The 20,862-nt window shown below is 74.6% G+C and carries 21 protein-coding genes and 1 pseudogene; 10 read left to right on the top strand and 12 right to left on the bottom strand.

The window, feature by feature from the left end:
• Window positions 1-70 precede the first annotated feature (70 nt).
• The gene (locus ACZ4FH_RS34050) at window positions 71-571 is read left to right on the top strand and encodes an ATP-binding protein (RefSeq protein ID WP_467309632.1); all 501 of its coding nucleotides are present in this window, start codon (window positions 71-73) and stop codon (window positions 569-571) included.
• Between the two features lie 59 nt (window positions 572-630).
• On the opposite strand, the gene ACZ4FH_RS34045 is transcribed toward ACZ4FH_RS34050, so the two are convergent.
• On the bottom strand, window positions 631-873 hold the full coding sequence (locus ACZ4FH_RS34045; protein ID WP_250969074.1) for a DUF397 domain-containing protein: 243 nt from the start codon (window positions 871-873) through the stop codon (window positions 631-633).
• 284 nt (window positions 874-1,157) lie between these two features.
• Here ACZ4FH_RS34045 and ACZ4FH_RS34040 point away from each other — a divergent pair, with 284 nt between their 5' ends.
• A complete protein-coding gene (locus ACZ4FH_RS34040) occupies window positions 1,158-1,652 on the top strand; it encodes a hypothetical protein (protein WP_467309631.1) in 495 nt (164 codons plus the stop codon).
• Window positions 1,653-1,671: 19 nt separating this feature from the next.
• On the opposite strand, the gene ACZ4FH_RS34035 is transcribed toward ACZ4FH_RS34040, so the two are convergent.
• The 3 genes from ACZ4FH_RS34035 to ACZ4FH_RS34025 all read right to left on the bottom strand — a co-directional run bounded on the left by ACZ4FH_RS34035 (window position 1,672) and on the right by ACZ4FH_RS34025 (window position 6,051).
• A complete protein-coding gene (locus ACZ4FH_RS34035; RefSeq protein WP_467309630.1) occupies window positions 1,672-3,798 on the bottom strand; it encodes an FUSC family protein in 2,127 nt (708 codons plus the stop codon).
• Between the two features lie 80 nt (window positions 3,799-3,878).
• Window positions 3,879-5,060, bottom strand: coding sequence for a DUF2786 domain-containing protein (locus ACZ4FH_RS34030; protein ID WP_467309629.1), 1,182 nt, complete (start codon window positions 5,058-5,060; stop codon window positions 3,879-3,881).
• Window positions 5,061-5,139: 79 nt separating this feature from the next.
• Window positions 5,140-6,051, bottom strand: a complete 912-nt coding sequence (locus ACZ4FH_RS34025; RefSeq protein WP_467309628.1) for an NADP-dependent oxidoreductase — start codon at window positions 6,049-6,051, stop codon at window positions 5,140-5,142.
• Window positions 6,052-6,187: 136 nt separating this feature from the next.
• Between ACZ4FH_RS34025 and ACZ4FH_RS34020 the strand changes: the two genes are divergently transcribed.
• Window positions 6,188-7,888 (top strand): bifunctional 3'-5' exonuclease/DNA polymerase, encoded by a 1,701-nt coding sequence (locus tag ACZ4FH_RS34020; RefSeq protein ID WP_467309627.1) that lies wholly within the window; start codon window positions 6,188-6,190, stop codon window positions 7,886-7,888.
• Between the two features lie 147 nt (window positions 7,889-8,035).
• On the opposite strand, the gene ACZ4FH_RS34015 is transcribed toward ACZ4FH_RS34020, so the two are convergent.
• Together ACZ4FH_RS34015 and ACZ4FH_RS34010 are read right to left on the bottom strand one after the other, a co-directional pair.
• The gene (locus ACZ4FH_RS34015) at window positions 8,036-8,899 is read right to left on the bottom strand and encodes a dioxygenase family protein (RefSeq protein ID WP_467309626.1); all 864 of its coding nucleotides are present in this window, start codon (window positions 8,897-8,899) and stop codon (window positions 8,036-8,038) included.
• Window positions 8,900-9,035: 136 nt separating this feature from the next.
• Window positions 9,036-10,397 (bottom strand): alpha-lytic protease prodomain-containing protein, encoded by a 1,362-nt coding sequence (locus ACZ4FH_RS34010; RefSeq protein ID WP_467309625.1) that lies wholly within the window; start codon window positions 10,395-10,397, stop codon window positions 9,036-9,038.
• 175 nt (window positions 10,398-10,572) lie between these two features.
• Between ACZ4FH_RS34010 and ACZ4FH_RS34005 the strand changes: the two genes are divergently transcribed.
• Entirely contained in the window at window positions 10,573-11,256 is a 684-nt protein-coding gene (locus ACZ4FH_RS34005; protein WP_467309624.1) for a phosphotransferase, read from the top strand.
• A gap of 53 nt (window positions 11,257-11,309) precedes the next feature.
• Here ACZ4FH_RS34005 and ACZ4FH_RS34000 read toward each other — a convergent pair whose 3' ends face one another.
• On the bottom strand, window positions 11,310-13,940 hold the full coding sequence (locus tag ACZ4FH_RS34000; RefSeq protein WP_467309623.1) for an ABC transporter permease: 2,631 nt from the start codon (window positions 13,938-13,940) through the stop codon (window positions 11,310-11,312).
• Between the two features lie 218 nt (window positions 13,941-14,158).
• Window positions 14,159-14,881: pseudogene (locus tag ACZ4FH_RS33995) on the bottom strand (ABC transporter ATP-binding protein); the annotation flags it as partial.
• A gap of 133 nt (window positions 14,882-15,014) precedes the next feature.
• On the opposite strand from ACZ4FH_RS33995, the gene ACZ4FH_RS33990 reads away from it, so the two are divergent.
• Together ACZ4FH_RS33990 and ACZ4FH_RS33985 are read left to right on the top strand one after the other, a co-directional pair.
• The gene (locus tag ACZ4FH_RS33990) at window positions 15,015-16,361 is read left to right on the top strand and encodes a sensor histidine kinase (RefSeq protein ID WP_467309622.1); all 1,347 of its coding nucleotides are present in this window, start codon (window positions 15,015-15,017) and stop codon (window positions 16,359-16,361) included.
• Between the two features lie 2 nt (window positions 16,362-16,363).
• Complete coding sequence (locus ACZ4FH_RS33985) at window positions 16,364-17,005, top strand: response regulator transcription factor (protein ID WP_467309621.1); 642 nt, start codon at window positions 16,364-16,366, stop codon at window positions 17,003-17,005.
• Between the two features lie 16 nt (window positions 17,006-17,021).
• On the opposite strand, the gene ACZ4FH_RS33980 is transcribed toward ACZ4FH_RS33985, so the two are convergent.
• Entirely contained in the window at window positions 17,022-17,609 is a 588-nt protein-coding gene (locus tag ACZ4FH_RS33980) for a TetR/AcrR family transcriptional regulator (protein WP_467309620.1), read from the bottom strand.
• Window positions 17,610-17,720: 111 nt separating this feature from the next.
• Here ACZ4FH_RS33980 and ACZ4FH_RS33975 point away from each other — a divergent pair, with 111 nt between their 5' ends.
• Window positions 17,721-18,038: a hypothetical protein gene (locus ACZ4FH_RS33975; RefSeq protein ID WP_467309619.1), complete on the top strand. Its 318-nt coding sequence runs from the start codon at window positions 17,721-17,723 to the stop codon at window positions 18,036-18,038.
• Complete coding sequence (locus tag ACZ4FH_RS33970) at window positions 18,035-18,844, top strand: SDR family oxidoreductase (protein ID WP_467309618.1); 810 nt, start codon at window positions 18,035-18,037, stop codon at window positions 18,842-18,844. The genes ACZ4FH_RS33975 and ACZ4FH_RS33970 overlap by 4 nt, the downstream gene beginning before the upstream one ends.
• A 72-nt stretch (window positions 18,845-18,916) precedes the next feature.
• Here the strand turns inward: ACZ4FH_RS33970 and ACZ4FH_RS33965 are convergent, their stop codons facing one another.
• Window positions 18,917-19,384 (bottom strand): peptidase inhibitor family I36 protein, encoded by a 468-nt coding sequence (locus ACZ4FH_RS33965; RefSeq protein ID WP_467309617.1) that lies wholly within the window; start codon window positions 19,382-19,384, stop codon window positions 18,917-18,919.
• Window positions 19,385-19,541: 157 nt separating this feature from the next.
• On the opposite strand from ACZ4FH_RS33965, the gene ACZ4FH_RS33960 reads away from it, so the two are divergent.
• The gene (locus tag ACZ4FH_RS33960; RefSeq protein ID WP_467309616.1) at window positions 19,542-19,877 is read left to right on the top strand and encodes a VOC family protein; all 336 of its coding nucleotides are present in this window, start codon (window positions 19,542-19,544) and stop codon (window positions 19,875-19,877) included.
• Between the two features lie 81 nt (window positions 19,878-19,958).
• Here ACZ4FH_RS33960 and ACZ4FH_RS33955 read toward each other — a convergent pair whose 3' ends face one another.
• Together ACZ4FH_RS33955 and ACZ4FH_RS33950 are read right to left on the bottom strand one after the other, a co-directional pair.
• Window positions 19,959-20,162: a hypothetical protein gene (locus tag ACZ4FH_RS33955; RefSeq protein ID WP_467309615.1), complete on the bottom strand. Its 204-nt coding sequence runs from the start codon at window positions 20,160-20,162 to the stop codon at window positions 19,959-19,961.
• Window positions 20,159-20,482 carry a hypothetical protein gene (locus ACZ4FH_RS33950; RefSeq protein WP_467309614.1) on the bottom strand — a complete coding sequence of 108 codons (324 nt, stop codon included), beginning with the start codon at window positions 20,480-20,482 and terminating at the stop codon, window positions 20,159-20,161. The genes ACZ4FH_RS33955 and ACZ4FH_RS33950 overlap by 4 nt, the downstream gene beginning before the upstream one ends.
• A gap of 161 nt (window positions 20,483-20,643) precedes the next feature.
• On the opposite strand from ACZ4FH_RS33950, the gene ACZ4FH_RS33945 reads away from it, so the two are divergent.
• Complete coding sequence (locus tag ACZ4FH_RS33945) at window positions 20,644-20,853, top strand: hypothetical protein (protein ID WP_467309613.1); 210 nt, start codon at window positions 20,644-20,646, stop codon at window positions 20,851-20,853.
• Window positions 20,854-20,862 lie beyond the last annotated feature (9 nt).

Raw genomic sequence — 20,862 nt, 5'->3', positions numbered from 1 at the left:
CGCGTACCCGTAGTACCCGATACAGCCGCGATTCCCGGGAGTGCCTCGCATGGGGACGAATGGATCGACGATGCTCGAGCCGTTACGGCAGGGGCTTCCCCCCATCGATCCCTCCGCCGTCTCCGGATCGGCCACCTGCACCCTGCCGGCCCGTTACGAGGCCGTCGGCGGGGCCAGGCAGTTCACCCGGGCGACGCTCAACGGCTGGGGTCTGCACGAGCGTTTCGACGATGTCGCGCTCGTGGTCTCCGAACTCGTCACCAACGCACTGCGGCACGCGCTGCCGGACGACGCCGCGCGCGAGTGCCAGGACCCGCCCGTGCGGCTGCACCTGATGCGCTGGACCTCGCGGCTGGTGTGCGCGGTGCGCGACCCCAGCCGGGAGGGGCCCGTGGCGTCCGAGGCCGCGGACTCCGCGGAGTCGGGCCGGGGGCTGTTCCTGGTGGAGTCCTTCAGCGACGGCTGGGGCTGGCACCCGTCACCCGTATTGACTACGGAGAGTGCGACCGCCGGGGGTCCCCCGCGCGGGAAGGTCGTCTGGGCGCTGTTCCGGCTCTCCGATCCGGCGTGACGCGCGGCGGAACGGAACGCTGACCCCCGCGGGGGCCCGGCGCACCCCCCGGGGTGCCGTCAGGCCTCCGCTATGAGGTGGTCGAACTCCCCGTCCTTCACGCCCAGCAGCAGAGCCTCTATCTCCGCGGGCGTATAGACCAGGGCCGGCCCGTCCGGGTGCCGGGAATTGCGCATCGCCACGTCCCCGTCGGGCAGCTTCGCGAACTCCACGCAGGAACCCTGGGAGTTGCTGTGCCTGCTCTTCTGCCAGACGACTCCGCGAAGCTCTGTGGCCGCCATGCCGTTGTACACGTGGTGCACAGGAAGCTCCCCGAGTTGCAAGGTGCAAGTGTCAACTGTCTCGGATCATAGCTGTGTTCAAATTCCCGTGCATGAGCGGATGCATGAGCAGATGCACGTGCACGGGGGGTGTTCCCTCGGTTACTCATTTCCGTCCCGTCATCCCCCAGGACGTGCGGGAGTTCCCCGTGGTTGAGACGCGCGGGAAGCCGGTTCGGCTCCCGATTACGGGAGTTGGTCACAGGGATCGATGGCCGGGCCACTGGTAGCTTGGACGGCCATTCGTCATCCAGGGGGAATTCCGCATGTACCGAATCGCACGTTCCGGCGCTCTCCTCGCCACCGGTCTGCTGGCCGCGCTGGCGCTGACCGGGTGCAGCAGCGACGGCCCGGACATCGACGAGGACCGGGGCTCGCCCCATACGGACGCCCCCGCACCGGGCGGCAGCGAGGACTCCGCCTCGGGCGGGTCCTCGGCCGCGGGCGACCTCAAGGCGCTCGAAGGGGCCTGGGCCGGGCAGACCGACGGCAAGGCCGTGGTGCTGTCCGTCGCCGCCGGGAAGGCCGTGGTCGTGGCCGACGCCCATGTGTGCACGGGCAGCGCCAAGGACATGGGCAAGCCGATGCTGGAACTCAACTGCGCCGACGGCGACACCGCGCGGACCATGGGCACGATCGAGTCGAACGACGGGAAGAAGGTCGTCGTCTCCTGGGACGCCGGCACCGAGGACACCCTGGCCAAGACCGACGCCGACGCGCTGAAGGGACTGCCGGACCTGCCCGGACTGCCGACCCCGTAGGGCAGTGTGACGACAGGGCCTAGGACCGGCCGCGCCCGCCGCCGTCCAGCCCCCGGGAGAAGTCCTCCAGCGCCCGCAGGAGCAGGTCCGCCCCGTTGCGCAGAAAGGGGTCGGGACCGTCGGGTCCCGGCTCGTCCCAGCGCTCCAGCGCCTCGCGGACCGGCGACCAGTCCGGCACCCGCCGCTCCCGTACGGCCTTGGCGCCCCGCTCGGTGGCCCGGCGCAGCGCCTCGGCCAGCGGGGCCGCGGCCCGCACCGGAGTGGCGCCGCGCTCCGGCAGATGCGCCTCCATCAGCATCGCGACCCGGCCGAACTGGGCCAGGGCGTGCTGGGTCTCGTCGGCCGCCGCGCGGGACATGCCCCGGTGGCGGACCGGTTCGTGCTGGGCGGTGGAGACCGCCTCCTGCCAGGCGACGCGGGCGTCGCGGGTGGCGAGCAGGGCGTGCCGGACGTCGTCGTGGCCCCGGTCGTCCGGATCGGCGTACTGGTCGACGACCGCCGCCGCGTACCGCCCGTCCGCCTTGAGCCAGTCCCCCAGCCGGCCCCGCAGCCTCGGCGTCTCCCAGGCCGGGTAGACGGCGTACGAGACCATCGCGAGGAGCCCGCCGAGCAGGGTGAGCAGAACCCGTTCGAGAATGGTCTGGGAGAGGTCCTCGCCGGCCATGCCGAGCAGGAAGACCACGTACGCGGCGATGCACGCCTGGCCGACGGCGTAACCGGTGCGCATCAGCAGGTACATCAGCAGGGCGCAGGCGACGGCGAGCACGGCGGAGAGGCCGGCGCGCGGATGGGCGGCCTCGACGACGACGCTGGCCACGAAGACGCCGACGACGGTGCCGCCGAAGCGGGCCACGGAGCGTTCGTAGGTCTTGGAGAACTCCGGCCGCATCACCATGACGGCCGCCATGGGCACCCAGTAGCCGTGGCCGAACGGGAGACCCCGGCCCAGCAGATAGCCGGCCGCGCCGACCACGGTGATCCGGATCGCGTGCCGGAGGACCGGGGAGCCGTGGTGCAGCTCGCGGCGCATGGACCGCAGCACGACCGGGACGAGCCGCAGCAGTCCGGGCCGCCGCTGGTGCTCGGCCGGGAGCCGGCCCTCCCGGCCCGCCTCGATGGCCTCGGTGGCCTCCTCCGCCCGCGCCCGCTCCTCGCGGGTGCCCTCGCCCTCGGCGGCCTCCATGACGTCGGCGAGCAGGGCGGCCAGCCGGTCGGCGGCGCGGAGCGGCGGACCGGCCAGCAGCGCCCCGGTGTCGGGGGTCCTGAGCGCGGCGACGGCGGGGCCGGGGAGCTGTACGGGGTCGCCGTGGCGGATGGCGCGGGCGGCGGCGTCGAGCAGGGCGCCGGCGGCGGCCAGCAGTTCGCGGACCCGGTCGCGTTCGGCGCCCTCGGAGGGGACGCCCATCGCGGGGTCGGCCAGCGAGGCGAGCACCGGGCGGATCCGCTCGGCGAGCCCGCGTGAACCGTGCAGTTCGGCGGGGCGGCGGCGGGCCTGGCGGGCGGTGACGGCGGCGGCCTCGCGGGCCAGCATCAGCGGTTCCGGGTCGAAGTGGGCGACCGGGTCGTGGCGCAGCCGGCGGGCGTAGTCCGCCTCGGCCGCCAGGGCGTCGGCCAGGGCGTCGCGCTGGGCGCCCCACCGGCGCACCGGGAACAGCACGATCAGCGCGGCCTGGACGACCCCGCCGAAGGTGATCATCACGGCGTGCAGGGCCGCCTCGGCGACGGAGGTGGGCAGCGTGATCGTCACGAGCATGATCGCGACGTTGGACGCGGCGATGATGCCGCCGGTCGGCCCGGCCGCCCAGGCCAGCCCGGCCACGAAGGTCCACACCACCAGCAGCACCAGGAAGAGCAGGAGATGGGGGCCGGTGACATAGCCGAGGAAGGTCGAGAGGCCCAGGCTGAAGCCGGAGACCAGGGCGAGCACGGGCCGGGGGCGCCAGCTGCGCTGGAAGGTCGCGATGGCCGCCTGGAACGCCCCGAAGGCGGAGCTGGCGGCGACCACGGGGCCGAACAGGGCCAGGCTCACCCCGATGACCAGGGCGAGCCCGGCCGCGCCGCGCACGGCGATCAGCGGTTCGAGACGTGCCCTCTCGATCGTCAGCCCCGAGCGGGCGGTCTCCCTCAGCGCCCGGAGCCAGCTCATGCCCAGAGCCTAACCGGAATTACCGATATGCCCGAGTTGTCGTGCGCCGGTCGTCCCCTGCCGACCCCCTCGGGAGATCGTCAGTCCCGCAGCTCCGGTGCGCTCCCGCCCATCCGGGCGCGGTCGGCCGCGGCGGTGCCATGGGTCCAGCCGTCGAGGTCGCTGGCCCCCCGGACCCGGGTGGACGTCGTCCTCGGGAACATCCGCTCCGCCGCGTCCGTGACCGCCACGTCCCGGGCCGCCAGCACGGGCAGCAGTCCGGATCCGCCTCCGGGGGCGCGGCCGTCGGCGGCGGCGCCCTCCGCGTCGGCCTCGGCGGTGGCGCGGGCCGTGCCGTCGGCCAGCCGGCGGCCCAGCCGCTGGGCGTACGCCATCAGGAAGGACTGCCGGAAGGTCTTGGTCCGCTTGCGTCCTCCGGCCCGCTGGCCCGCCTCGGCCCGGGTCATCGCCGCCGTGCCCTGCACCAGCAGGGAGGTGTGGAGCAGCTCCACGGCCTCCAGGTCCGGCTCGAAGCCGACCACGGTCGTGAAGCCGAACGCGTCGTTCCACACCGCCCGGCAGCGGTTCGCCGAGGCGACGGCGTCCAGCAGGATCGCCTTGGCCGTCTCGTACGGCGCGTCCACCCCGATCCGGCGGGCGCCGGGCCCGCCGGAGCCCCGGCCGCGCGCCGCGAGCAGCGCCTCGTCGATGCTGTGGCGGGCCATCAGCTCCTGGGCCTTGGCCGTGAGCGCCTCCGCCTCCTCCGGATAGCCGGTCGCCTCGGCCTTGGCCAGCAGCGCCCGGATCCGCGTCAGCATCCGGGGCTCGTCGTGGACGGGCGACGGCGGCGCGGCGACGGCCCCGGTACCGGGCGGCGGCCCCACCGGCTCGATCGCGGGCAGCCCGAGCAGCAGCCGGTAGAGATCGAGGAGCGCGGAGGCGTACGAGAAGCGGTCCGGCCGCCAGGCCGGCGGCGGGGCGGGCAGCTCGTCCAGCTGCTCCCGCCAGCGCGGCGGCAGCACCGGATAGCGGCGCGTCTCGGCGGCGATCAGCCCGGCGGCCAGGCCCGCCGCGTACGCGTCGCGCTCACGGCGGACCAGGCGCACGACGTCGGCGGGCAGCCAGCCCCGGTCCCAGGCGCGCCGGACGAACTCCTCGCCCCGGCGCAACAGCTCCGCGTCGCAGGAGGGGTCGGCGGCCAGGAGCGAGGCGCCGGTGTCGATCCCCTCGTCGCCGTCCGCGTACAGGGCCGCCGCGCACGCCCGGTCGATCACCGATTCCATGGGGCCAGGGTAGGCGGGCGGGTCCGCACACCCTTCGTCCACACCCTGTGGACAACGGACGGGCGTCCGCCCCGGCCCCTCACGGCAGCAGGACGAGCTTCCCCCGGACGTGCCCCCGCTCGCTCAGCTCCTGCGCCCTGGCGGCCTCCTCCAGGGACAGCGCGGCGGCGACGGGCACCCGCAGCTCCCCGGCCGCCGCGCGCCGGGCGTGCTCGGCCAGCTGCTCGCCGGAGCGGGAGCCGCCGCCGGAGAAGGCCACGCCGTACTTCGCCGCGTCCGGGTCGGCGATGGTGACGATCCGGTCCGTGGTGCCGCCGCGCAGCTCGACCGAGTCCGGCAGCGCGCCGCGCCCGGAGGCGTCGAAGACCGCGTCCACCCCCTGCGGGGCCGCCTCGCGCACCCGCTCGACCAGCCCGTCCCCGTACGTCACGGGCGTGGCCCCCAGCACCCGCAGATAGTCGTGGTTGGCCGGTGAGGCGGTGCCGATCACGGTCGCGCCCCGGGCGACGGCGAGCTGCACGGCGGCGGTGCCGACGGCCCCGGCGGCCCCGTGGAGCAGCAGCGTCTCCCCCGAGGCCACGGCCAGTTCGTCCAGGACGCGCTGGGCGGTGCTCGCCGCGATCGTCAGGGCGGCGGCGTCCTGCCAGTCCAGCCCCGGCGGCTTTCGGGCGATCAGGGAGGCGGCGGCCAGGGCGTACTCGGCGTAGGAACCGGTGGCGGTCCAGCCCAGCACCTCGTCCCCGACGGCGAACCCGGTGACGCCCTCGCCGAGCGCGTCGACCACCCCGGCGCCCTCGACGCCCGGGATCGCCGGCAGCGAGGTGGGGAACACGTCCTCCATCCAGCCGCGCCGGATCTTGTAGTCCATCGGGTTGACCGCCGCGGCCCTGATCCGCAGCCGGACCTGCCCCGGACCGGGGTGGGGGTCCTCGACCCGGGCCGGATGCAGCACCTCGGGTCCGCCGAACTCCTCGAAAACGATCGCTTCCACGGTGTCGTCCGCCTCCTCCTGGCACGGTTGCCGGTGCGGGCCGCCGACCGGCGCGCGGCCCGGACCCGATCCTCCCAGCGACGGCCGCCCCGCGCCTTTCGTCCCGTTGTCAGTGGCGGGTGCCAGACTCGGCCGTATGACCGAACGCTGGGCTCTGGCCGCCACGGAGGGCGGCGGTGCGCTCCTCGCGCCGCTGGACGCCGCCGGCCTGCCCACCGGCCCGGTCCGCGCCGAGCCGGACCTGGCCGAGGCGGTCCGCTCCCGCCCCTCGGTGGCCCGCTGGGTGTGGCGTTCGACGGCGGAGGTCTATCCCCGGCTGCTGGCCGCCGGGGTCCGGGTCGAGCGGTGCTACGACGTCGAGGTCGCCGAATCCCTGCTGCTGGGCCACGAGGGGCGGCACGGCGAGCCCCGCTCCGCCGCGGCGGCCCATGCCCGGCTGCACGGCGGCCCGGTGCCGCCCGACCCCCCGCCCCGCTCGGCCGAGCCGGGCGCGCAGTCCTCCCTGTTCGACCCCCCGTCCGGGACGGAGCTGCCCCTCGACGCCCTGCTCCAGGTCTACGCCGCCCAGCTCGCCCGGCACGACGCGACGGACCGCCCGGACCGGATGCGGCTGCTGACGGCCTCCGAATCGGCCGGGATGCTGGTCGCCGCCGAGATGGACCGCGCGGGCCTGCCCTGGCGGGCCGACGTCCACCGCGAGGTGCTGCACGAGCTGCTGGGCGAGCGGTACGCGGGCGGCGGCGAGCCCCGCAGGCTGGCCGAGCTGGCGGACGAGGTGTCCGCCGCGTTCGGCCGCAGGGTCCGCCCCGATCTGCCCGCCGATGTGGTGAAGGCCTTCGCACAGGCCGGCATCAAGGTCCGCTCGACCCGCCGCTGGGAGCTGGAGGAGCTGGACCATCCGGCGGTCCGCCCCCTGATCGCGTACAAGAAGCTCTACCGGATCTGGACCGCGCACGGCTGGGGCTGGCTCCAGGACTGGGTGCGCGACGGCCGGTTCCGCCCCGGCTACCAGCCGGGCGGTTCGGTCAGCGGCCGCTGGACGACCAACGGCGGCGGGGCGCTCCAGATCCCCAAGGTGATCCGGCGGGCGGTCGTCGCCGACGACGGCTGGGTGCTGGTGGTGGCCGACGCCGACCAGATGGAGCCCCGGGTGCTGGCCGCGATCTCCCGCGATCCCGGTCTCATGGAGGTGGCCGGCCACGACGGCGATCTGTACACGGCGCTGTCGGACCGCGCCTTCCACGGCGACCGCGACCACGCCAAGCTCGCCCTCCTGGGGGCGGTCTACGGGCAGACCTCGGGGGACGGGCTGAAGAATCTGGCCGCCCTGCGCCGCCGGTTCCCGCGTGCGGTCGCCTATGTGGACGAGGCCGCGAAGGCCGGCGAGGAGGGCCGGCTCGTGCGGACCTGGCTGGGAAGGACCTCCCCGCCGGCCGCGGGCGGGGCGGACGACGGGGAGGCCGGTCTTCCCCAGGAGTCCGGCGCTCCGGACGGCGCGGGGGCCTCGGACGGCTGGACTCCGGGGTATGCCTCGTCGGACGCGCGGGCGCGCGGCCGGTTCACCCGCAACTTCGTGGTGCAGGGCAGTGCGGCCGACTGGGCGCTGCTGCTCCTGGCCGCGCTGCGGCGGTCGCTCACCGCGGCCGGTCTCCGCGCCGAGCTGGTCTTCTTCCAGCACGACGAGGTGATCGTGCACTGCCCCCGCGAGGAGGCGGACGCGGTGGTGGAGGCGATCGGGGCCGCCGGTGCGCTGGCCGGGCGCACCACCTTCGGCGAGACCCCGGTGCGCTTCCCGTTCACGACGGCCGTGGTCGAGCGGTACGCGGACGCGAAATGACGTCCCCGTCCGCCCTGTTCGGGGTGGAGGGAAGGACCCCGGCCCGACCGAAACCCCCTCCGGTCCGGGCCGGGGCGCGGCGTGTGCCCCGGGGAGAGAGCCCGGGGCACACGCACGCAGCGGGATTCACCCCGCCGGTCTGCCCGTCTACCCGCGCTCCCACAACGCGGGGACGTTCGGCGGCTCCCAGCCGGTCAGGGCGGTGTGAGCCTGCAGACAGCGGTAGGTGACCCCGCCGTACGTGACGCGGTCGCCCGCGTTGTAGAGCGTCCCGGCCTTCCAGGTGCCGCCCGGTTCGGTGGGCGGGTCCGTCGGGTCGGTCGGCGGATCGGTGGGCGTCTGGGCGACGTTGAGGACGAAGTCGAACGTCCCCTGCTGCCCGGAGCCCGCGGACCTGACGTTCATCAGGAGCGCCGGGTCGTAGATCGTGTCGGTGTTGTTGCGCGGTTCGTTCGGGAAGTAGAGCTGGGTGGTGAGGACCGAGGAGCCGGGCGCCTGGACCTTCACGTGGATGTGCCGGGTCCGGCCCGGGTACAGCCCCGGAACGATCGTCGTGAGCGAGAACGCCCCCTGCGCGTTGGTGAACTGGTGCCCGCGGAAGGCGTATCCGCTCATGTCGTACGCGCCGTTGGTGTCGGCCTGCCAGAAGTCCAGCAGCGCCCCGGAGATCGGCCGGCAGGCCCGGCCGAAGACATAGCCGCTGACCGTGAGCGGGACACCGGGGGTGCCGGCCGTCACCAGGCTGGTGCGGAGCGGGGAGTTGGGCTTGAAGTACGGGCCCTCGATCTGGTCGTGCGTGGGGCCGTCGCCGTCGTCGCACTCGGGCGTCGGGGCGAGCGGTGCCCCGGCCGCGGCGTTGTCCCGGGCGAGGGCGACACCGCCGCCGGCCAGCAGCGGGACGGCGGAGGCGACCAGGGCCGCCTTGAGCAGGCTCTTGCGGCTGATCCGCCGGTCGGCCGGGGTTCCCTCGGCCGGGTCCGGAAGCGGTACGGAGGTCGGGTCGGAGCTCATGGCTGATTCCTCGGGGTGGTGGGGGAGGGCACGTGCGGGGGTGGGGGCGGGGGCCCGAGGTCGGGGCTCGGACCTCCGCCCCCCGTTCCTCGTTCTCCGGAGGGTGTCGACCGGACTACCGGTCCCTGGGCACGCCCTACTGGGCCTGCCAGAGCGCGGGCACGTTCGGCGGGGTCCAGCCGGGCTGCGCCAGGTGCGCCTGGAGGCAGCGGTAGCTGGCGGAGCCGTACGTCACGACGTCACCGGCGTTGTAGCTGGTGCCGGCCGCCCAGGTGCCGCCCGGGTTGGTCGGCGGGTCGGTCGGGTCCGGCGGGGTGCTGCCGTTGGTGACCAGGGTGACGCCGTAGGCCGCGAGGGCCGGGTTGATCGGCTGGAAGTACGTCGTACCGCCCTGGGAGCAGTTCCCGGTGCCGCCCGAGGTGACGCCCTGGGCCTGGCTGCCGGAGATGAACGAGCCTCCGGAGTCGCCCGGTTCGGCGCACACGTTGGTGCGGGTCACCCCGGAGACGGTGCCCTCCTGGTACGTGACGCTGCTGTTGCGCTGCTGGATGGTCCCGCAGTGCCAGCCGGTCGTCGAACCGGAGCGGCAGACGGACTGGCCCTCGATCGCCTCGGTGGACCCGGTGACCGTGATGTCGGGGTTGCCGTAGCCGTTCACCAGCGGACGCGGGGTCCAGTTGGTGTTGGTGGCGACCCACGAGTAGTCGCGGCCGGGGAAGGTCGAGCCCTGGAAGGAGCCCTGGGCCTGCTGGTTGTAGCCGCTGGTGCTGACGCCCGGGGTGCCGCAGTGCCCGGCGCTGACGAAGCCGCTCTGGGTGCCGCGCTTGACCGGGAAGCCGATCGAGCAGCGTCCGGAGCCGTTCATGTAGTACGCGTCGCCGCCGCGCAGGTCCGTGAAGGTCCGGGGGGTGCCCTGGGACGGGGCGACCTTCACGAGTGCGCGGGAGACACCGGCCGCCGCGAGGAAGGCGTCGGCCGCGGCGCCGCCGTCGGCCTGGACCACGACACGGTTGGCGGCGACGTCGACGTACCAGGCGGGCACATCGGCCGGGGCCGTGCGCAGCGCCACCCGGTCGAGGGCGGCCTTGGCGGTGTTCAGCTCGGCGAGGCTGTGGTCGACGACGACGGCCTTGGCGCCCGCCTTCGTGATCCGGGCGGTGTCCGAGGCGTCGGTGGTGGCGACCGTCAGACCGGCATCGCCGCCGCTGATCCGGGCACCGGCGTATCCGGCGCCGAGCGAGCGCATGAGGCCGGAGGCCGCGGCGACCGCGCGGGACTCGTTGCCGAGCCGGCTGCGCGCCTGGTCGGCGGTGAGTCCGAGGTCGCGCTGCATGGCCTTGAGCAGGCCGGGGGACACCTGGTCCGCACCCGCGGCGGGGACGCGGGAGGTGGGGTCGGCGGACGCGGTGCCGGTGAGCCCGGCCAGCGCGAGCGCACCGACGGCCACGGTGGCGGTACACGCGGCCAGGGCGCGTCTGCGGAGCATGGATCTCTCCACGGAACTCTCCTTGACTTCGGGGGAATTGCCGACAACGTAGCCGCGTACACGTCATCCCAGGAGATCCCGTCCGCCCCATCGCACGACGTTATGGGGCTGCTCTGACCGGCCGCGATGCACCGGATCTCCGGTCCGCGGGCTCCCCCGCCACGGCCCGCACGAGTAGGTTCCTCTCATGCGAATAGGCCGGTTGCTGGGCAGCGGACGCTCCGCCGATGTGTACGAACTGGACGAGCGGTGGGTCCTGCGGCGCTACCGCGACGGATTGGACGTCTCTCGCGAACTGCCCGTCATGTCCTACCTCTCGGCGTCCGGCTACCCGGTCCCCCGGCTCGGCCCACAGCCCCCGTCGGCCGGTCCCGGCGATCTGGTCCTCCAGCGGCTGACCGGTCCCACGCTGGCGGAGGCGCTGCTGGGCGGTGCCATGGGCGGTGACGAGGCCGCCGATCTGCTGGCGGATCTGCTCGCCGAGCTCCACACGGTCCCGGCCCGGCTCTCGCTCGACCCCGAGGACCGGATCCTCCATCTCGACCTGCATCCGGAGAACGTGATGCTGACCGCGGACGGCCCGGTGGTCATCGACTGGAGCAACACCGAGGAGGGCCTGCCCGCCCTGGACCGGGCCATGTCCGCCCTGATCCTGGCGCAGTTGGCCGTCGATCCGGACTTCCCGGCGGCCGACGCGGTCCGGGTGCTGCTCACCGCCCTGGTGCCGCGGCTGCTGGCGAACGGCGGCATCCCGGACGGCGCCCTCGCCGACGCGGCGGGCCGCCGGTCCGCCAACCCGACGCTGTCCCCGGCCGAACTCGCCCTGATCGGGGAGGGTTCGGAGCTGGTGACGGCGTTGTCGGCGGCCTGACGGACGCCCGGCGGGGAGGGACGGGGCGGTCTGCGCCCCCGCCCCCATGTGTTCTACGCCCCCGCCCCCACATGTTCCGCCGGCCGGACGCGCAGGGCGAGGGCGGCGGGGAGCACCGCGGCCACCACGGCAACCAGCGCGTTCACCGCGACGACGAGACCGAGGGTCCCCCAGGGCACCACGATCCCCGCGTCCGCGCCGAGCCGTCCGAGCGCGGCCCGCACCCCCAGCAGGTTCAGCCCGGCCACCGCCCCGCCGAGCACGGCACCGACGCCCACCACGGCCAGGGCCTCCGCCGCGACGGCCCGCAGCACCTGGGCCCGGGTCGCCCCGGCCAGCCGCAGCACCGCCAGGTCCCGCACCCGGCCCGCGGTGGCCATCACCTGGACCGCGGCCAGCGCGATCCCCGTGTGGACGAGGGCGATCAGCAGGATCATCAGGAGACCGACGCGGGTGTTCCGTCCGCTGCTCCGCCCCTCGCCGGCGAGGGCCGCGGACCGGGCCGTGACAGTGGTGCCGGTGGCCTCGCCGGCCGCGTCCAGCCGCGCGGCGACGGCCGAACGGTCGGCACCGGCCCGGACCTTGACCTCGACCCGGTCGATCCGGGCGCCTCCGGCGTTGCGCGGGGTCACGTACACCCCGTTGCCGCCGGTGCCGGTCCGCATGACGCCCGCGATCCGCAGGGTGGTGCGGCGCCCGTCGCCCAGCCAGACCGTGACACGCGCGCCGATCCGGTGGGTCGCCCACTCCTCGTTGACGATCACGGACCCGTCGTCCAGGTCCGCGAGATCCCCGGCCACCAGGGGCAGCGAGGAGACCGCCGCCGCGTCGGCCGGGTCCACGCCCCGCGCCTCCGAGGTGATCAGGGCCGTGCCCTCCTCCAGCACGCTGAGGGAGGTGGACCGCGAGGCGCTGACGACCGCGCCGGGGACCGCCCGCGCCCGGTCGACGAACTCGGCCGGTACGGCGCCCCCGCCCGCCACCGCCACGAAGTCCGCGGCCGACCGCCGGTCCGCCTCGGCCGCGCGGGCCCCGGCGAGGGTGGCCGTGGTGCCCAGCAGGGAGGCGGCCATGGCCGTGGTGACCAGGACGGGTGCGGCGACCGCCGCCGTCCTGCGCAGCGCGGCACAGGCGTTCTCCCTGGTCAGCAGGGGTACGGCGGTGGGCATCCGGGCCGGCAGCCACAGCAGCAGCCGGGTGACGGGCCGGACCAGCACGGGGGCGAACAGCGCGAACCCGGTGATCAGCACCATCGGCTGGGTGACATACGTCTTGCGCGCGAGCAGGTCCGCCGGGTCCCGGACGAGGGCGAGGAGCGGCAGGGCGATCCCGGCGAGCAGCACGGCCGCGCCCAGCACCACCCGGCTCAGCGGCATGGTCCCGCTGTCGACGTCGGACTCGCGCAGCGCCTCGACGGGCGCCACCTTCCCGGCCCGCCGCGCGGCGAGGACCGAGCCGAGGAGCGCCACCGCGAGTCCGGTCCAGAAGGCGGTGTGCAGCGGCCAGTTCTGCTCGCCGACCGCGAACCAGCCGGGCGCGACGCCCTCGTCCCTCATCAGGGCGGCCAGCCGGGGCGCGCCGGACACCCCGAGCCCGACGCCCGCGGCCGAGGCGAGCACCCCGACGAGCAGCGCCTCCGCGTACACCGTCCGCCGGACCTGCCCCGGCGTCGCGCCCGCCGTGCGCAGCAGTCCGATCTCGCGGCGGCGCTGCGCCACGGCGTACGAGAACGTGGAGGCGACCACGAACAGCGAGACGAACGCGGTGATCCCGGCGGCCGTACCGAGCAGGGCGTTCACGGAGACGAGCGCCTCGGCCTCCCGGTCCGGATCGGGATCGGCCCGCCGCCGGTCGTCGCCGGTGAGAACGGCGAGCGGGGCGGTGGCGGCCGGCGCCGCCCGGTCCGCCGCGGCCACGGCGGTGCGGACGGCGGCGGCCGGGGCGTGGACGACGACGGCGTCGACGGCCGGGGAGATCCGGGCGGCCTCGGCGGCGGTGAAGAACACGGCGGTCTCGAAGCCCGCCGGGCGGACCGTGCCGACGACGGTCCGGGGGCCGGTGGAACGCGGGGTCGTGACGGTGATCCGGTCCCCGGGGCGGACACCGGATCCGGGTCCGGCGGTGACGACGACCTCGCCGGGCGCGGCCGGGGCGCGGCCCGCGGTCAGCCGGTAGGGCGTGGCGGCGGCGACCGCCCAGGGGTGGCCGACCGGTGCTGTGCCGTCCGGGACCGCCCAGGGATGGTCGACCGGTCCCGTACCGTCCGGAACCATCCGAGGGTGGCCGAGCGGTCCCGTACCGTCCGGAACCGGCCCGGGACGGCCGCCCGCTCCCGTGCCGTCCGCGGCGGGCCGTGCGGCGGTGACCGAGACGGGGAAGGTCCGGTCCTCGGCCGTGGGGCCGAGCCGCGCGAGGGCGGTGACGACGGCGGGCGGCACGGGCCGCGGCGAGGTCAGCTTCCGGGTCCGGACGCCGACCGGGGTGGGAACCTCCAGCCGGTCCGCGCCCCGGACCACGACGGGGGCGGCGGCGAACCGTTCCGGCCCGCGGTGGGGGGCGTCGAACGTGGCGGCGAGCGCCAGCCCGGTGGCGGCGACGGTGCCCACGCCCAGCGCCAGCGCGAGGAAGGAACCGGCGAGGGTGACCCAGCGGGCCCGGAGCCCGGAGAACAGAACGCTCAGCACGACAGCACCGCCGCGTCCTGCCCGGGGGCGGCCGGCACGGGCGTCAGGTGCGTGGCCCCCGGATCCACCGCCGCGCCCTGCCCGGGAGCGGCCGGCAGGGACGTCACGGCCTCGGCGCCCGCACGCACCGCCGCGTCCTGCCCGGAGCCGGCCGTCATGTGCGCAGCGGCCCGCTGCACCGCCGCCTCCCCCTCACCGCACACACCCCGCCCCGAGGCGGCCGTCATCCGCGTCATGCGGGTGGTGATCCGCTCGGCGGTCGGGCCGGTCAGGGTGTCCCGGATCCGGCCGTCGGCGAGGAACAGCACCTGGTCCCCGCACGAGGCGGCGACCGGATCGTGGGTCACCATGATCACGGTCTGGCCCTCGTCGGCCATGCCCCGCAGCAGGGTCAGCACCTGCCGGCCGGACGCGGAGTCCAGGGCCCCGGTCGGCTCGTCGCCGAACAGCACCTCGGGACGGGTGACGAGGGCGCGGGCGAGGGCCACGCGCTGCTGCTGGCCGCCGGACAGCTCGCCCGGCCGGTGAGCGGCGCGGTCGCGCAGCCCGACCCGGTCCAGTACGTCCAGGACCTCCGCCCGCCGGGGCCGGCGGCCGGCCAGCCGCAGCGGCAGGGCGACGTTCTGCTCGGCGGTGAGCGCGGGCAGCAGGTTGTACGCCTGGAAGACGAAGCCGATCCGGGTGCGGCGCAGCCGGGACAGCTTCCGTTCGGAGAGCCCGGTCAGTTCGGTGTCCCCGAGGAGGACCCGGCCGGCGGTGGGGCGGTCGAGCCCGGCGGTGCACTGGAGCAGGGTGGACTTGCCGGAGCCGGAGGGCCCCATGACGGCGGTGAAGGTGCCCCGGGGGATGTCCAGGGTGACGGAGTCGAGCGCGGTGACCGCACCGGGTCCCGTGCCGTAGGAGCGGGTGACCGAGCGGAGCCGGAGGGCGGGGTGAGTCATGGTCTCCACCCAACCGGCGCCGCCCGCAGGGCACATCGGAGCCGGGAGGAGTCCTGGGGTGGAGCTGTCTCCACCCCCGGGGCCCCCTCCTGCGGGGTGGTTCCCGCTCCGCCGCCCCGCCTACGGTTTCCCCATGCCGCCCCGAACCGCGCCGCCGTCCGCCACCCCCGGGCTCCCCGGAGTCCGACAGGGGCCGGAGCACCCCGGCCTGCGGGAGGCGCTGCGGGAGCGTACGTATCTGCGCACCGCCTGGCCGTGGCGCGCGGCGCTCTATCTGCTCACGAGTGTGCCGCTCGGACCGGCGGCGCTGGCCGTCCTGCTGCTGCTCGCGGTCGCGGGCAGCGCGCTCACCGTGCTCCTGATCGGCGTCCCGCTGCTCCTCACCCTGGCGCTCGCGGGCATTCCGCTGGCGGCGCTGGAGCGGCGCAGGCTGCGGCTGGCCGACCCCCGCCCGCTCGCCCCGGCCCATCGCGAGCCGGACGGCACGGGTCTGGCGTCCTGGCTGCGCACCCGGCTCCGGGAGCGCGCCACCTGGCGGGAACTGGGGTACGCGGCGCTGTTCGCGGTGGTGCTGTGGCCGCTGGACGCACTGGCCGCCGGGACCGCGGTCCTGGTCTGCGCCGGGCTGCTCGCCGCCCCGGTGATGCTGGCCGTGAACGGCGGTGAGGAGACCCGCGTCCTGAAGATCTGGCTCGTCGATTCCTACCCGCCCGCCTTCGCCGCGCTGCTCGCGGGCCTGGCGCTGCTGCCGCTGTGCGCGTACGCGCTGGGGGCGGTGGCGGCGGGCAGGGCCGCGCTGACCCGGTGGCTGCTGGCCGCCCCGGAGAGCGGACCGGACTCCCGGCTGCGGGAGATGGGCCGGTCCCGGATGCGTCTGGTGGACGCCTTCGAGGCGGAGCGACGCCGGATCGAACGCGATCTGCACGACGGCGCCCAGCAGCGGCTGGTCGCCCTGTCGATGACGCTCGGCCTGGCCCGGCTGGAGAACCCGGCCGAGCCGCTGGCCGGGCTGCTCACCACGGCGCACGGGGAGGCCCGTGCGGCGCTCGTCGAGATCAGGGAGCTGATCCGGGGCATCCATCCCCAGGTCCTCACCGACCGCGGGCTCCCGGCCGCCGTGGAGGACGCCGCCGACCGCTCGCCGGTCCCGGTGGAGGTCGCGCTCGATCTGCCGGACCGGCTCCCCGAACCCGTGGAGACGGCGGTCTACTTCGCGGTGTGCGAGGGCCTCGCCAATGTGGCCAGGCACAGCCGGGCGGACGCGGCGCGGGTGACCGGCGGGATCACCGGGGGGCGGCTGGTGGTCGAGGTGACGGACGACGGTGTGGGCGGCGCGGACGCGGACGGCGGCACGGGCCTCCAGGGCGTCGCCGACCGCCTCTCGGTGCTGGACGGCCGCCTGCTAGTGTCCAGTCCCCCCGGCGGGCCCACGGTGTTCCGGCTCCAGGTCCCCCTGTCACCCGCGGACACGAGGATCTGAGCGTGCGCATCGTACTGGCCGAGGACAGCGTGCTCCTGCGCGAGGGACTGATCGGCCTGCTCGAACGCTTCGGCCACCAGGTCGTCGCCGGCGTCGGAACGGCCGAGGAGCTGATCGCCGCCGTCGCCGCGCACTCCCCCGACATCGTCGTGACCGACGTCCGCATGCCCCCCGGCTTCTCCGACGAGGGCCTGCGCGCGGCGCTCACCCTGCGCGCCCGCCGGCCGGAGCTGCCGGTCCTCGTCCTCAGCCAGTACGTCCAGCGCGCGTACGCGGAGGAGCTGCTGGACTCCGCCGACGGCACGGGCGTCGGCTATCTGCTCAAGGAACGCGTCGGCGACGTCGAGGAGTTCGTCGACGCCCTGAGGCGCGTCGCGGCCGGCAGCACGGTCGTGGACCCCGAGGTCGTCCGCCGGCTGATCCGCCGCCGCCGCGATCCGCTGGACCGGCTGACCGCCCGTGAGCAGGAGGTCCTGGCCCTGATGGCGGAGGGCCGGTCCAACGCCTCGATCGCCGCGGCGATGACGGTCAGCGAGGGCACGGTCAGCAAGCACTTCGGCAGCATCCTCACCAAGCTCGACCTGTCGCTGGACGACGCCACCAACCGCAGGGTGCTGGCGGTCCTGGCGTATCTGCGCGGCTGACCCGGCCCGGCCGGGCTCAGCCGGCCGGCGGTCCCTCGGCGAGCGCCTGCCGGGCGAAGGCGACGACGTGCGCGCGCAGGTCGGGCGCCTCGCCACCGGGGCCGGTGCCGACGATGAGCCGGGCGAGCTGCGGCACCGCGCTGGGCCAGGCGGCGAGCCCGATCATGCTCATCAGGCAGGCCGCGACCTGCGGGGACGCCTCGCTCCCGAAGGTCTCGGCGAGAGCGGCGATCTTCTCCTCGTAACGGCCGCGCCGCCGGTCCTCGGCGGGGAGCACGCCCTCCCGGTGGTGCAGCCCCTCCCAGAGGAAGAGCCGCACGAGGACCGGGTGGGCGCGGTGGAAGTCGTAGACCCGCCCCACGTACTCGGCGGGATCGTCGCCCGGAGCGAGGGGCACGGCCTCGGCCAGTTCGTCGAGCGCGCCGACGACGACGGCGTCGAAGAGCTTCTGCTTGTTGCCGAAGTAGCCGTAGATCCGCTCCTTGTTGACCCCGGCCCGTTCCGCGATGCGGTCGACCCGGGCGCCGGCGATGCCGTGAGCGGCGAATTCCTCCGTGGCGGCGGCGAGCAGCCGGTCCTTGGTGCGGTTCGTGTCCGAGGTCATGGCCCCAGCGTAGAACGAGTCGCCCCCACCTTCCAACCAACTGGATGGTTGACATCCAACCGGTTGGTTGGAACAGTGGGGCACCGACCGCAGCCACCCAGGAGGGGAACCATGCCGACCACCGCCTCAGCGCCCACCCCCGTCCGCGCACCGCACCCGCCCGCCGCACCGCCCTCGTTGCACCTGCGGGCGCTGCTCACCTGGGCGGCGGTCTTCACCGCCCTGTCCGTCGTGCAGCAGACGCTCGGTCCGTACCTCACGGGGCTGCCGACGGCGCTGCGCACCCTGGTGATCACCGGGGTGGTCGTCCCGGTGGTCGTGTACGGCGCGGTGCCCGCGCTGCTCGGGGCGCGTACGGCGCTCCTGCGCCGGCGGCGGGAAAAGTTCTTGCCGCGGCGACGGTCCGTGCCGCAGGATCCCGCCCTGTGACCTCACCTGAACAGCACAGCCGCCCGTCCGCGTCCCCGACGGAGACCGGACCGTCCCGCCGCCCCCTCGCGCTGATCACCGGAGTGGGTCGCACCATCGGCATCGGCGCGGGCATCGCCCGTCAACTGGCCGCCTCCGGCTGGGACATCGCCTTCACCTACTGGACCCCCTACGACAAGCGCATGGCCTGGGGCGTCGAACAGGGCGCCACCGAGGCGATCGAGGCCGCGCTCACCGAGCGCGGCGCCCGCACGGCCGCCATCGAGGCGGACCTGGCCGACCCCGACGCCCCGACCCGCGTCTTCGACGAGGCCGAACGCCGGCTCGGCCCGGTGACCGCGATGGTCCTGAGCCATGCGGAATCCGTCGACTCGGGGCTCCTCGACACCTCCGTCGAGAGCTTCGACCGGCACTTCGCGGTGAACACCCGCGCCTCCTGGCTGCTGATCCGGGAGTACGGCCTCCGCTTCCGCGCCGCCGCCGGCACGGGCCGCATCATCGCCCTGACCAGCGACCACACCGTCGGCAACCTGCCCTACGGCGCCAGCAAGGGCGCCCTGGACCGCATCACCCTGGCCGCCGCCCGCGAGTTCGCCCATCTCGGCGTCACGTCCAACGTCATCAACCCCGGCCCCGTGGACACCGGCTGGATGACGGAGGACCTCGCCGGACTCCTGGCCCGCGAGACGCCGCTGGGCCGCCTGGGCACCCCCCAGGACACCGCGCACCTGGTGGACTTCCTCTGCTCGCCGCAGGGCCAGTGGATCAACGGCCAGCTCCTGAAGAGCAACGGCGGCGCCGCGTAGGCCCCCGTCCCCGGGCGGGGGCGGTCGACGCCCGCCCCCGTCCGGGACCCCGGAGCCCCCGAACCCCCGGACTCAGGGATAGGTGCGCTGGCCGTACTTCCGCACCGGTTCGTCCGAGCGGCACTCCGCGCCCCACTTGGCCCAGCTGAGCGCCGTCGGTCCGTCGAAGGAGGTCGCCGAACCGGACATCGCCGAACCGGCGGTCTCGTTCCAGTGCAGACAGCCCGTCACGAGCCGGTACGAACCGTTGGTGTACTTGACGACGCCCTGGTACCGGATGTGGTCCGCGTTGTTCTGCTGCGTCCCGTTGTTGAAGATGGAGCGGACCGTGTACCCCGTCGAACCGAGGTTGCCGGCACTCTCGCGGTACGGGCTCCCGCTCAGCGTGGTGTTGGTGTAGACGCACACGTTGCCGGCCGGGCAGTTGTCGACCGTCTTCCCGTACGCCTCCGCGCTCGCGGGCAGCGCGGCGACGGCCGCCCCCGCGGCCAGCGTCGCGACACCGAAGGCGCCGATCCGGCGCAGACTCTTCCTGATCACGTTGTTTCCCCCTGGTAGTACGAACTGCTCAAGCACCCCGAACACTAGGAGCCCCGCGCCCCGGCCCGTCCCCCTTGCACCAGAACGCAAGGCCCCGGCGCACGCGTGGAGGAAAGCCGCCGCCCCCGCGCCCGGCGGGCTGTCTATGCTCACGCGCATGGCACTCGAATGGGAACAGATCATCGTCGACTCCTCCGACCCCATCGCCCTCGGGCGGTGGTGGGTCGAGGCCCTCGGCTGGGTCGTGGTCGACGAGACCGAGGAGGTCCTGGAGATCCGGCCCGCACCGGACCGGCTGCCGGGGCTGCTCTTCGTCCCCGTCCCCGAGGGCAAGACGGCGAAGAACCGCCTCCACCCCGACTTCCGCCCCGACGACCACGAGGCCGAGGTCGCCCGGCTGATCGCCCTCGGCGCCCGCCGCGCCGACCCGGCGGAGGAGGGACAGAGCTGGGTGACCCTCCTCGACCCCAACACATCTAACTACCAGTTCTAAGAGTACCCGCAGGTCAAGCCCAACGACAGAGCCCAGCCCGGCACTTGGCCGAACGGGGCGTTTTGCTGTCTGTGGGCTCGTCTACGGGGTGTGTAGCTCGTCCTCGGGGGTCGGGTCCGCGCCGAGCTTCACGGCGTGCTCGGGGCAGGCGTAGAGGGTCGTTCCGGGACCGCTGTTGCTCTGTATCCAGCGGACCGGCACCGGGGCGCGTGTGACGGTCTTGCACTCGATGCAGAGCGCCACGCGTCCCGTGAGGACTACCGGAAACAGTTCGTCGGCGGTCACGCTGCCACCCCCTGACGCGTGTTCCGGACGCGTGTGATGTTGATGGTGGGGAAGTCGTAGTCCACGCCGATTTCCGAGAACGCGGCGGCCCACCACCGTTCGCGCTGTTCCGGGGTGAGCGAGCGGGTTTCCTCGGCGTGGAAGATGGCGCGGGCGTCCTCGGCACTCGGCCCCTGCCACGGGCGGGACCGGGCGGCCCGGGATTCGGGGCGGGACTCGGGGGCGGTCACCGGGGCGACGGGGACGGCTCGGCGCTTTCCTCGGGCAGGCAGCAGCAGCCGCAGCACCCGCAGCAGGGCACGGGCGATAGGGTCGCGCATGTCGTTTCAGCTCCCTAAAGCTGTTTCGGCGAGCCCCGATGGACCGGGCCTAATCGGTCCCTCGGGGCGCTTTCGTTTTCGACGGTAAGGCAACTCCTCTACCCTCGTCTACCTACGTATAGAAACAGCCCTCGGCGTGTCCGGTTGTCTACGCTTCCCCCATGACCCCGAGCATTGACTACGACGCCCCGAAACCGCCGTATCAGCAGATCGCGGCGGAGATCATCCGGGATATCAAGTCGGGCACGCTCGCCGTAGACCGCCCGATCCCCTCGGAGTCGTCATTGAGGTTCTTCGAGTTGGCCACCGATCGGGTGATGGGCCGGAAGCGCAACGAGCGAGGCCCCCGGGCTGTTGATCGAGATGTTTGACGTCTCAAT

It is taken from the genome of Streptomyces sp. NPDC024555 (genome assembly GCF_055559335.1).
Note: the sequence above shows the minus strand (reverse complement) of the source record. Positions and strands in the feature narration are given on the sequence as shown.